Source organism: Arsenicibacter rosenii (genome assembly GCF_001870735.1).
Lineage (GTDB): Bacteria > Bacteroidota > Bacteroidia > Cytophagales > Spirosomataceae > Arsenicibacter > Arsenicibacter rosenii.
Window position 1 is genome coordinate 189623 of record NZ_MORL01000008.1, and the last position, 12252, is coordinate 201874.

Annotated in this window: 11 protein-coding genes; 2 read left to right on the top strand and 9 right to left on the bottom strand. The window is 47.7% G+C overall.

Features of this window, described 5'->3' with window-relative positions:
* Nucleotides 1-520: 520 nt before the first annotated feature.
* The 5 genes from BLX24_RS16540 to BLX24_RS16560 all read right to left on the bottom strand — a co-directional run bounded on the left by BLX24_RS16540 (nt 521) and on the right by BLX24_RS16560 (nt 6927).
* On the bottom strand, nt 521-3757 hold the full coding sequence (locus BLX24_RS16540; RefSeq protein WP_071504274.1) for a TolB-like translocation protein: 3237 nt from the start codon (nt 3755-3757) through the stop codon (nt 521-523).
* A gap of 22 nt (nt 3758-3779) precedes the next feature.
* Nucleotides 3780-4847 (bottom strand): NAD(P)/FAD-dependent oxidoreductase, encoded by a 1068-nt coding sequence (locus tag BLX24_RS16545; RefSeq protein ID WP_071504275.1) that lies wholly within the window; start codon nt 4845-4847, stop codon nt 3780-3782.
* Nucleotides 4844-5560, bottom strand: coding sequence for a (d)CMP kinase (cmk, locus tag BLX24_RS16550; RefSeq protein ID WP_071504360.1), 717 nt, complete (start codon nt 5558-5560; stop codon nt 4844-4846). The genes BLX24_RS16545 and cmk overlap by 4 nt, the downstream gene beginning before the upstream one ends.
* Before the next feature lie 111 nt (nt 5561-5671).
* On the bottom strand, nt 5672-6262 hold the full coding sequence (locus tag BLX24_RS16555; RefSeq protein WP_083422018.1) for a GNAT family N-acetyltransferase: 591 nt from the start codon (nt 6260-6262) through the stop codon (nt 5672-5674).
* Between the two features lie 83 nt (nt 6263-6345).
* The gene (locus tag BLX24_RS16560) at nt 6346-6927 is read right to left on the bottom strand and encodes a LutC/YkgG family protein (RefSeq protein ID WP_071504276.1); all 582 of its coding nucleotides are present in this window, start codon (nt 6925-6927) and stop codon (nt 6346-6348) included.
* Nucleotides 6928-7142: 215 nt separating this feature from the next.
* On the opposite strand from BLX24_RS16560, the gene BLX24_RS16565 reads away from it, so the two are divergent.
* Nucleotides 7143-7748 carry a DUF4126 domain-containing protein gene (locus BLX24_RS16565; RefSeq protein ID WP_071504361.1) on the top strand — a complete coding sequence of 202 codons (606 nt, stop codon included), beginning with the start codon at nt 7143-7145 and terminating at the stop codon, nt 7746-7748.
* 49 nt (nt 7749-7797) lie between these two features.
* Here BLX24_RS16565 and htpG read toward each other — a convergent pair whose 3' ends face one another.
* Nucleotides 7798-9630, bottom strand: a complete 1833-nt coding sequence (htpG, locus tag BLX24_RS16570) for a molecular chaperone HtpG (protein WP_071504277.1) — start codon at nt 9628-9630, stop codon at nt 7798-7800.
* A 120-nt stretch (nt 9631-9750) separates the two neighbouring features.
* Between htpG and BLX24_RS16575 the strand changes: the two genes are divergently transcribed.
* Nucleotides 9751-10059, top strand: coding sequence for a rhodanese-like domain-containing protein (locus BLX24_RS16575; protein ID WP_071504278.1), 309 nt, complete (start codon nt 9751-9753; stop codon nt 10057-10059).
* Between the two features lie 8 nt (nt 10060-10067).
* On the opposite strand, the gene BLX24_RS16580 is transcribed toward BLX24_RS16575, so the two are convergent.
* The 3 genes from BLX24_RS16580 to rplS are packed head-to-tail and all read right to left on the bottom strand — an operon-like array spanning nt 10068 to nt 12249.
* A complete protein-coding gene (locus tag BLX24_RS16580; RefSeq protein ID WP_071504279.1) occupies nt 10068-10997 on the bottom strand; it encodes a bestrophin family protein in 930 nt (309 codons plus the stop codon).
* Nucleotides 10998-11049: 52 nt separating this feature from the next.
* The gene (gene dapF, locus BLX24_RS16585; protein ID WP_071504280.1) at nt 11050-11823 is read right to left on the bottom strand and encodes a diaminopimelate epimerase; all 774 of its coding nucleotides are present in this window, start codon (nt 11821-11823) and stop codon (nt 11050-11052) included.
* Nucleotides 11824-11883: 60 nt separating this feature from the next.
* A complete protein-coding gene (rplS, locus tag BLX24_RS16590; protein ID WP_071504281.1) occupies nt 11884-12249 on the bottom strand; it encodes a 50S ribosomal protein L19 in 366 nt (121 codons plus the stop codon).
* Nucleotides 12250-12252: the final 3 nt, after the last annotated feature.

Sequence of the window (12252 nt, forward strand, 5' to 3'; positions counted from 1 at the left end):
TTACCGGCAAACAACAGTTCACGAAAAATAAAATATCATTCTCCGCAAAATGCCTGTCGGCACTTTTATTTCCTTAAGAATTAACTAAAATTATGCCAAAACCTGCAATACACTTTGTTAAGATAAAAAAATGACTAATCCAAAGGTGACTATCAGGCATTTGGCCAAAACAATGTACGTCAAAAAGCAATTCAGGACCACACTTTCATGTCTGTATGTTTACTTATAACCCAGCAACTGGAAAGTTTCCCAAATTAGCCAAAACTATGCCAAAAATCAGGCATTAGTTCGTAAACGACATGTATTATGAATAGTCTTATCTAACGCCTTTACGGTAAATACAGGCGATCAGATTGTTCAGGAAGAGAGAATATATCGGAAGTAAGAAAGACATCAGCGGTGTGTAGCCGTAATGTGCAGGCAAAGATAACTAATTCCCTATGACCTTAAGGTACCGTTACAAAAAAAATACCCCTCCTGTCGGGAAGGGGTATTTTTGTAACAGCATATATCGGATATATTAAAAATCATAACCCAGCGTCAGATAAGCAACCGGCCGGCTGACAACGTTGTTTTCAAGCCCCCAGGCATAATCGAACTTAACATAGTAGCCAAACAGCATGGTACGGGCACCGGCACCATATCCGATCAAAAACGGATTTTTGAAGTTTGTTACCGTTGCCAGGAAAGGCAGGTTTCCGCCACCAATAATCTCTGTATTCAGACTGTTCTGGCGATTAAACGGGCCACGGCCAACCCAGGCCGTCCCTACATCGGTGAAGGCCACTAATTGCAGGTTCCGCAGAAAATTTGAGGTAATGTTCCCACGATATAGATACTTAATCAGTGGCATGCGCAGTTCTACATTCATCAACAAGTGGCTGTTACCCGTCAGTTTACCCAAACGGAAACCGCGCAGATTTGATGCAAAATCCAGGAAGAAAACATCACGGAAATCTTCCCGCTCAGGAGCCAGCTGATTAGGTACCTTCAGCGGATTGGTGGCGACATTCTCTTTCTGAATATCCGGCGAACCAATCCAGTTCTCCATCCCGCCTAGTGTACTCTGCTTGGGCGCTGCGCCACCAGACTGGCTGAATGACAAACGACCGGCCAGAATCAGATCACGGTGAATTTTCTGATAATGGCGCAGATCAAGTGACAGGCGGTTAAAACTTTGGGAAGCGGAACGGATACCGGCATAGTTTTCAAAACGTACTTTTGCCTTTGTACCGGCAATCATGTTCATACCATTTGTTTTCGTATTATCGAATACAGCTTCTGCCCGGATACCAGCATAATCGGATGTCATATCTGCCTGTGCCAGATTAGATAAATCTACCCGGCGGGTTAATGCATAAAACGGTGACAGGGTAAAACGCGTCGTAGCAGACACCGGATACGAAGCCATAAAAGCAACGCGGTTGTATCTGTATCGCTGACTAAGCAGCTGATTATCCAGAAATAATGTTTGCCGGTCAAACCGTGCGCCGTAATCAATCCGGTGCTTCAGGTTCTTATATTCCGCAAATAAATCGCTGTTACGAAGATTTGTTGTAATAAAGAAACCGGCATTTATGACGTGATTTTCCAGCAAATCATTCATCGTTACATTTTGCTGAAAACCAAAGCCCCGTATCGGATCGACCCGCCAGTTTGATTGGCCGTCATTGACAGTAAACAAACCCTGATAGTTGAATGGCCCGCGAATGGTTACGTTCTCCCGGCGACGATTACGTGGTGGCAGCGCTGATCCAATAGACAATGAAGTTGATGTACGGCGCTGACGATATTCAGCAGCTTTCAGTACGTCCGGATCAAACTTATAGTTATCAACATCTACTTCGCCCGGAGCCAGCGCCATTCGCTTAACCGTATCTACCGGGGCGGCCTTACCATTTTGCGCGGCTGTGTCGACAGGGACCGGGGCTTTAACCTCTTCTTTTATAACCGGTTTAGCTACTAAACCAAGCAGCTGATTGCGCTGAGTAGGAGCCGGATCAACGGAGGCCGTAAGTGGTAACTGTGATCGGTATCCGATATACATATCGCCATCGCGGAGGCTGCTATAAACAAATCCACCACCCGATGTTGCCAGATCATACTGATAAATGCTGCTGGCAAATGCGGTTGTTTGCCGTATCGTACTGTCTTGCAGACTAAGGCGATACAGGTTCTGAATACCACTGGCCGAACCAAGAAAGTAAATGGTATTCTCACCACCTGCAATTGGCCTGTATGCGTTTGATAATGAGTCGGTCAGGCGGCTGACTGTCGTTGCGCGGGCACCTCCTTCGTGTAAAAACAGGGAGAAACGATCCTGAATAGTCTTGTATGAACCTTTATCAACCCCAAGAGTATCCAGCTTACGGTTCGATGAGAAAACAATTTTCCCGGCAGTACGCCCGACAAAGGTCGGATTCATGTCGTCATACAGATCATTGGTTAGCTGGGCATAGTTACCACGGTTAATGCTGTACAAAAACAGGTCATTTTGCCCGCGGCGGTCAGCACTGAACACCAGACTACCTCCGTCATCTGATGCATCAACACTTACAATCTGGGTTAAACCATTGATTGTCCGCTTGATTTTTTGTTTAGGCCGTTTTTCGAGGTCACTATATATATATAGGTATGACTTACCGCGTTCTTCAGTAATAATTACCAGATTATTTCCCTTCTGCCAGGTCACTAACGGCGTACGTGTATAGGTAGCATGCCCGTCCAGACGATACCCCCCCTGGACAATGCTCATTTTTTTCCGGTTGCCTGTATTCACAACCTCAATGTTGTAACGGCCATCGTGTACGGTTGTGTAAGCAATAAACTGTTTATCAGGGCTCAGTTTCACATCATTCAGAGTAGCAGTACCATCACCGGCCTTCAGTCTGATCCGGAAATCGTCTTTACTTTCCTGATAGGATTTACTGACCGTACCAGCCATACCGACATAATAGTCTCGCCACTCGCGCAGGAAACGACTATACGGTACGCCCAGCGTACTCTGTATACTACTTTGTTCGTTGCGGATAATACGGGTCAGGTTCAGGATGTTTGAGATATTATCCCGTCCGTATTTCTGTACAATATAATTCCAGATGGAATGGCCTACGCGTTCGGCTTCGCGTCCTGTAAGCAGCGAGGGTTTACGGACAGGATGCGTTAAGGCGACATCCCGCATGTAGTCGTCCAGCTCAACGCTCCATCCTTCAGCAATGTAGGAAGCAATTCCGGGCATAAACCAGTCTGGCAGTGTAAGCAGTAAAGAGCTTTGAAGGGCATCTTTCAGACTACCACCATACAGCATGTCATACACAAACAACATCGAAACGTCGCGGATCAGCTGCCGGCGGAAGCTCATCTGATCACCGGTAAAGGCGATTTCGAGCCTTGATTTTGCCATGTCCAGCTCGCGGCCGTTCAGATCACCGAGGGCATTTAAGCCGATGTTACTCTGGGCTAGCTCAGCAGGCGAATTGAATAAAAAGATTTTTATGCGGTTATAGGGTGTATAGCCCAATAGCTCAGTAATCCGGTCAAATTCAGACTCGGCGTATTGTGCCGTCAGATTTGCCAGTTGATTACCGTCCTGATAAAAATAAATCTCGAAATTGGCTGTCTTGACAATCTTCCAGTTGAACTCCCGATACTGAATACGGTTTTTACCAAATTGCTCCTGGGATGGATAGTTTTGTGCCACAGCCGCCGGCAAAAGCCCTAGCAGCAGACTTACCAGCAAAAGGTATTGTTTTCGCATAAAAAACGCTAAGCCCTTAATATTAACTTCGGTAATATAACGAAAGACACCGGTTAATATTCGTTTCCGGATCTAATTCTTCGTTATTAAGTAAAAACCCCGCATATTGGCTGGCCAGGTATGGCGCCAACGATACGCCTTTGGTACCAAGCCCGCCAAAAATACCGACAGAGGCATATTCCGGATGCAGCCCCAGAAAAGGGCGGCGGTCTTTTGTTGACGGCCGGATGCCCGCTTGTTGAGCCACAATCTGATAGGGTACTTTGATCAGCTCCTGTACTTTCTTTTCCAGAAACACACGACCATCCTCTGTTGTTTGCCAATCCAGATCATGCCACGAATAGGTTGCCCCGATTTTTATTAACCCGTCCCGAAGCGGCAAAATAAAAATCCCTTGATTGACTATATTCTTAATAGGATAATAACTTACCGTCGCCGTGAGAACCTGTCCTTTGACAGGATTGTACGGAAGCCAGCTAAATAACGGATTCTCGTGGCCTTGCGCCCCGTCGCAAAATATTACTTTTTTAACTTCCAGATTATCGACAACCACTGAATCTCCGTTCATTTCCAGCCAATCTGCCTCAACCTTTACTTCAGCATATTGATTTTTTTCAAGAAAATAGCCTTTGATAATTTTGAGAAATTCAGGTAGATCAACCCACCCGCTCTGCGTCACGGTCAAGCCACCAAACGGGTTGTTTATTACATCACTATACATCTCATCCTCAGTACCTTCCATGATATATTTAGCCACTGAAGGATCTTTTGTTATTGATAGATAACTGTCTTTTTCGGCTAAATTCCGGAACGGACGATAGATATTCCGTGGATGGAAAAAGCGGACACCAAGCTTAAGCTCAATCTCCCGATAGAACTGATGCAGGAACGGAAACAGCGTATCGGCCTGCCAGGTCTGTACAAGCTTACGGCCGGTCAGCGGATTCACAATACCGGCCGCTACACGGGCGGCCGACGGAAGTTCGGGTGCATTGGTAACAACAACCTTGCAACCAAGTTGATCTAATGTCCAGGCAAGTACGGATCCGGCCACACCCTGACCAACAATCAGATAGTCGGCGGTCCTCATAACCTTTTGGGGTCTGTCGCTTCTTTTTGTTTAATGGCTTCAACCTGCTCGCCGACCCGGTCAACGACCCACTGGATCTGATCTTCAAGATTCATATTCGATGTATCAAGCAGCAATGCATCCTCAGCACGGCGTAAAGGGCTTTCGGCTCTGGTGGAGTCAATCCGGTCGCGTTTCTCCAGATTCTGAATGATATCATCCAGGTTAACCAGCTCGCCTTTGGCCAGAAGCTCCTGCTGCCGGCGCTGGGCCCGGATCAGCGTATCGGCCGTCATGAAGATCTTAACTTCTGCATCCGGGAATACCTTAGTGCCAATATCGCGGCCATCCATCACGACTCCCCGCTTACGCCCCATCTTCTGCTGCTGGGCAACCATAGCACGGCGTACTTCAGGAATAACACTTACCTCACTCACCATATTCGAGATGTACATCTTCCGGATTTCATCCTCTACATTCAACCCGTTCAGGTATGTCTCGTTCCGGCATGTTTTCGGATTGTAGTGGAATGTGATATGAATGTGATCAAGAGCTGCAAGTACCTCTTTCGTATTTGTCAGCGTAACATGATTCTGGCTGAAGAATAAACTAACCGAGCGATACATGGCACCGGTATCAATGTAGGCATATCCCAGTCGGGCGGCGACAGCTTTTGCGGTTGTGCTCTTGCCACAACTCGAATAGCCATCAATAGCAATTACGATTTTTGACATAAATTCATCGGACTGCCGGAGCAGCGAATTATCCCGCAAAGAAACGAAGAAATTAGCAGGGGGCATAGAATATGCATCATAGCCCCAGCAAGAAGTAGCTCAGAGGCAGGCTTAACATTTGTCCTTATAGGTCTGACTTTCCGGTTCTTTTACGTAAGGAGCCCGTTTTGCGGATTCCAGATACTCCTGTTTCAGCAGCGCAAATACATGCTCATCCAGATACTTATTGTTCTTGATTGCTGCTTTCCGATGAATAGCCTCCGGCCGGAATCCTGCTTTTTCCAATACACGCATGGAGCCTTGATTACCCTCCAGTACGCAGGCAAAAATCCGGTTGAGCTGAAACGATTTGAAAATATAGGTTACCATAACCGGCAGCGCTTCAGACAGGATTCCTTTACTCCAGTAAGCCTCTCCCAGCCAATAACCGATTTCGGCATTATACCGATAGATGTCATCTTTAATCGTAAAACCAATATTCCCCACCGCCTGTCCATCGACTTCAATAGCCAGATTCATGGGCTGCTGGTACGACTTATTTGACCGTATCCAGGAATAGGCGTCGCGCTGGGTGTACGGATACGGGAAAAAATCGCGTACATTATTCCAGATATGGCGGTTACTGGCATGATAAACCAACGACTCTTCGTCCCCATCCCGCCAGGGGCGAAGCCGGCACGTATTGAGTTGAAATGTAATCAAAGGATACGTTTTTTTCGTAAACTACGCGTTTGTTAGCCGAATAACAATCCACTACTACAGAATGTTGCCAAAAACTAACTGCCTTACAGAAACACAACGACCAGGCTACGGGCACCGTGTGCCCCAATCACCAGCGACTGCTCAATATCCGCAGTCTTCGAAGGACCGGCAATGAACACGCCGTAGCTTAGCGACTCTGTATCAATGTGTTCGTAGGCTTCGTGCATGTTGAGCACCAGCTTATCCTTTTCAACAAGCAGGACAAGATGCTGACTAATAAAAGGTAAGGCACGGTTCAGCATATTCGCTTCGGGCACCCAGATCGCCGCGTTTTCGGCCACCGCAAATTCTCCCTTCAGAATCGCGACATCCATGGCTTCCAACGTTGCCTTATCGGTCTCATCACTGATGGTAACCAGCGGAATACCAGCCAGCGGGACCGACGACGCAATCCGTTCTGCATCCGGATATACTTCCCGGATCAGATCTTCCAGTGTTTCGGCCTCTGCCAGCTCACGGGGCGTTCCGCCAATCGACGTCAGCACTGTCTTGTAGCGGGCCAGCAGGTCAGTACGACCATCATTAAAAAAAGGGATTTCCGGTAGCGGTAATTCAGTCAGGTTGTTACTCCGGATTTTGGCCAGAATCGAATCGCGGACGCTCATGGTTTACACAGTTTTGTTACTTTATTTATGCTGTCACCCAAACCCTGCCTATGGTTCAGCAGTTGATTATGGCAGTGTCGGGGTTAAAGGCGTTTATAAATGGCAAGTTATACAACTTTATAATCCGAAGGTGCCTGTACTGTCAGGTTTCCCCCCTCCCCTATCTGATTAAATTTTAATTACGTACATTCACCCATTCTTTTAACTGAATGATTATGAACTGGGATTGGATTATCAGTGCCTGTTTAGGAATCGGTTTGGCCGCCTGTTGCGGCTTCCGGATTTTTGTTCCCATGCTTATCGCCAGCATTGCGGCAAAGCTGCATATCATTGCTCCTATGCAAGGCTTTGAGTGGATCAGCACCACGCCGGGGTTGCTGTTACTGGGAATAGCTACACTTGTCGAAATCGGGGCATATTATATTCCGTGGCTCGATAATGTGTTGGATACGCTGGCCGCTCCGGCCGCTATCGTAGCAGGTACGCTACTCAGCACCTCGTTTCTGAAAATCGATAACCCTGTTATGGACTGGGGCCTCGGGCTCATGCTGGGCGGTGGCTCAGCCGGACTTATTCAGGCCGGTACCAGTTTGCTGCGCCTTGGCTCAACAGCCACCACAGGCGGACTGGCTAACCCCGTAGTAGCGACCACCGAAAATGCCGCCTCGTTCGGCTTTTCTATTCTGGCCGTTCTGCTACCGCTTTTTGCGTTTGTGGTCCTGTTTGTCGTTGTCTTGTTTTTTGCCGCTCAGCTGGCCCGCAAGGGGCGTGTCTGGTTTACCCGCGCCACGCAGCGCAGACCGCTTCCGCCAAAAATATGAAAGCCGGGAGTTATCCCGGCTTTCATACAACAAATGATCTGTATCTTGTTTACAGTGTCTCTACAGTACGTTTTACAAACGCTGTCAGATCGGCACCTGTCAGCATGTTTTGCGACAACAGTGCCAGATCATACAACTGCTTCACCAGTTGTTTCTGACCCGCTTCGTCGCCTTGCTTCAGTACACGGTCGGCAAGCGGGTGGTTTGCGTTAACTACCAGATTGTACGTAATCGGCATGACTCCGTAGAATGACTGCTCGCCGCTCAGCTGTGACATATCTTTCATCCGGCGCATAAACTCCGGTAAGGTAATGGTTACCGGCATTTCGTCGGCTGGCATTGCCTCTACGCTGACATTCAGACTCTTATTATCAAGCACTGTCTCAAACAGCTCTTTCAGCTTTGTCTGATCGGCTTCCGACAACACACTCTGATTCGCCAATCCTTTGTCAATCAGTTTATCCAGCGTATCAGCATCTACCCGCTTCAGGGACGTTTTTTCCAGCTTATACTCAAGGTGATTGATAAAGTGCGGATCGATCACCGTATCCAGCACCAATACATCATATCCGCGACGGGTTGCCGACTCGATATAGCCGTGCTGTGCTTTCTGATCTGTCGAATACAGCCAGATTGCGGCGTCATTTTTGTCTGTCTGGTTTGCCTGTACGTGCTCGCGGTATTCATCAAACGTATAGAATTTGCCTTCTGTGTTTTTGAGAAGGGCAAACTCTTTGGCCTTGTCGTTGAATTTTTCGTCGCTGATGATCCCGTATTTGATAAACAATCCGATATCGTCAAACTTCTCTTCGAACGCCTTCCGGTCAGCTTTGAACAACTCTGTCAGTTTGTCGGCCACCTTACGGGTAATGTAGCCGTTGATCTTCTTCACGTTCGAATCTGCCTGCAGGAAGCTGCGCGATACGTTGAGAGGAATATCCGGCGAATCGATGACCCCGTGCAGCAACATCAGGAAGTCCGGTACAATGTCTTTCACTTCATCCGTAATGAACACCTGACGGCTGTACAGCTGGATTTTCTCCCGCTTCACATGGAAGTCGTTTTTCAGTTTCGGGAAGTACAATACCCCTGTCAGGTTAAACGGATAATCCACGTTCAGGTGAATCCAGAACAGTGGTTCTTCCGACATCGGGTAGAGTTCGCGGTAGAATTTCTTGTAGTCTTCGTCTGTCAGGTCAGCCGGGGCTTTAGTCCAGATCGGCGTTGCGTCGTTGATAATTTCACCATCGAACTCAATCGGTACAGGCAGGAACCGGCCGTATTTTTCCAGAATTGACCGGATGCGGGCCTTATTCAGGAATTCTTCCGAATCAAGGGCAATGTGCAGAATCACATCTGTACCGCGTTCTGCCCGTTCTGCCGCCGAAATTTCGAATTCGGTTGAGCCATCACATACCCAGCGGGCAGCTTCCGCTCCTTCTTTGTACGAACGGGTAACAATTTCTACCTGCTCAGCAACCATAAAGGCAGAGTAGAAACCCAGACCAAAATGGCCGATGATGGCCCCCTTGTCGTCGACTTTGTCTTTATATTTCTCTAAGAACTCAGATGCCCCTGAGAAGGCAATCTGGTTAATGTATTTCTTAATCTCATCAGCAGTCATCCCGATACCCGAATCGCTGATGGTAATCGATTTGCCTTCTTCATCGACCGTTACCGTTACTTTCAGGTCGTCGCCGATTTCGCTGTTTACTTCGCCAAACGACGCCAGCTTTTTCAGTTTTTGTGTCGCATCAACGGCGTTGGAAACGAGCTCACGCAGGAAAATCTCATGGTCAGAGTACAGGAACTTCTTGATGATCGGAAAAATATTTTCCGTGTGGATGGAAATTTGCCCCTTTTCTGTCTGTACGGCTTCCATAAAATGACTAATTGATTGGTTTAATACTGTGTTATTGGCCGACCGGCAATTTTTGTTCCAGATCGCCCCTGGCTGACAGATTGGCAGAAACTTCCTGTTTGCGGCCCTTGTTTTAGCGGTATGCAAGACAAACCTGCCTACAACGATATATCACTGCCTGAACTGACGCAGTTACAGGACAATCCTGACACGGTTGTTATTGACGTCCGCGACGAATGGGAGTTTGATGAATTTAATATTGGTGGTCTCAACATTCCGTTGCCTGCTATCCGCGAGCGCAAAGGTGAGTTGACACGGTATGATACCCTGATTTTTATCTGTACGAATGGTGTGCGCAGCCGCATTGCCGCCAAAGATGCCTTACGCCAGCCGGAATTAAGTAAAAAAACGATCCTGCACCTTAACGGTGGTATTCTGGAAACCGAATAAGTACTGTACTAGCTCACTACCATAAAATCAGGGATAGCGGCCTGTTTTTCGACCTGTGGCAGGTAAATGCCGAAAATCTCGTGCACATTTACCCGCATCATCTGCGAAAGCTGGTTGAGGGGCAGGTTGTTGCGCTCCAGCCCGAACGGTTCCTCAATCTCCTCGCCTATCATTTCCAGCCCGACCATCACATACGATACCAACAACACAATCGGAATCGTCAGATAACCAAACTCCTCAATGATCGTAAAAGGCAATACGATCAGGTAGGCCGTGATAAAAAACTTGATGAAGAAATTATAGGAAAACGGAATGGGTGTACTTTTAATGCGCTCACAAATACCGTTGATGTCAAGTAACAGAATCAGGAGCGTATTCAGATTGATGGATTGCGCGTCGGAAATGGTGCCTTTCCTGTAGAGTTCTTCTGTACGGTTCCGTAACTGACTGACAACTCCGCCCGGTACATGGCTGCGTTTTTCCAGCTCGGCAATACCGCCGATGACGGCTTCATCCAGCTCAGTAAAATCGCGGGTGGCACGCAGGTGGTTTTTCAGTGCAAACGGAAAGTTAGAGATTGTCTTGGCAAAATAGAGCCGCTCTTCAATGGCTTCTTTTGGCAGGATGGCGTGATAAAGAACGGCCAGATTCCGGGTGGTGTTGACAAGAGCGCCCCATGTCCGGCGACCTTCATAAAAGCGGTCATAGGCCGTATTGGTGCGGAATAATAAGAGCAGGCTTAGCAGAATCCCCATAGCCCCGAAAAATTCGGCAGGCGTATACGAAAGCTTTATGTCGTAGAAAGTCAGTTCGGTGATGGTTACCGCTGTGACATATAATCCGACAAAGAATAAACGCTTAATCAGGGAAATAGCTGTTTTTCCCGTATGAAAATGCCAGATGGCCCGCAGCCAGTGATGCCGGTTATAGAGAATCATGTGCTAACGATGAGTGAATAAGTTTGTGGTCAGTATGCTAACCACAAACTCATCAAACTGTTGCACTTCCCGTAAAAACCTGTTTGGCCGGTCCGGTCAGATAAATAGATTCGAAAGTAGCTTCACCTGTTTCTTCAAAAGATACACGGAGCTGTCCACCCAGTACTCTGATTGAAACCGGGCTTGGCAGACCGAATTGCTTGTAGGCTGTTAAAGCAGCGGCCGTTACGCCCGTACCGCATGAATAGGTTTCATCTTCAACCCCACGCTCATAGGTCCGGACAAATAGCGTCTTGTCGGGCATAACCTGCACAAAATTCACGTTGGTCCCCCCTGGCTTAAAGGTGTCACTGTAGCGGATTTGTTTACCAACGCCTACAACATCATACGATTCCAGATCATCGACAAACCGGACGACATGCGGAGAACCGGTATTCAGAAACGTGTAGTCCTGCTGCATATCCATTCCCGTCACGTTGCTCATTTTCAGAGATACGACATCGTCGGATACGCTGGCGGTATGTTCACCATCGACCGCAATAAAGCGCGTTGTATCGGTGAATATGCCGAGGTCATAGGCAAACTGCACAATACAACGTCCGCCGTTCCCACACATACTTCCTTCTGCTCCGTCGGCGTTGAAATAGATCATCCGGAAATCATAGTCGGGGTCTACACGCAGCAAAATCAGGCCATCGGCACCGATGCCAAACCGACGGTCACACAGACGGGCAATTAATGCCTGGTCACCGGCCGGAAAATTGTCGGCGCGGTCATCGATCATAACAAAATCGTTGCCTGTCCCCTGGTATTTGTAGAAGTTCATAGGAAAAATAAAAGCCGTCCTTTCAGACAGCTTTATATAAGTTGGTAGTGCTGGCTAGTACTATGCTTTTTTAACTTTACGCTCTTTAACGCGTGCAGCTTTACCTTGACGGCCACGGAGATAGAACAACCGGGCGCGGCGTACTTTACCAAGACGAACTACTTCGATTTTCTCGATGTTTGGCGACAGCAGCGGGAATGTACGCTCTACACCAATACCGTTAGAAACCTTGCGAACGCTGAACGTTTCGCCATTTGTGTTTGGGTTACGGCGTTGGATAACCGTACCTGTAAAGACCTGAATCCGCTCTTTGTTACCTTCGCGGATTTTCACGTGCACATTAACTGTATCACCGGCACGAAACTCTGGCAGTTCGCTGCGACGTGATGCGTTTTCAGCCTCTACCAATTTAATCAGTTCATTCATGAC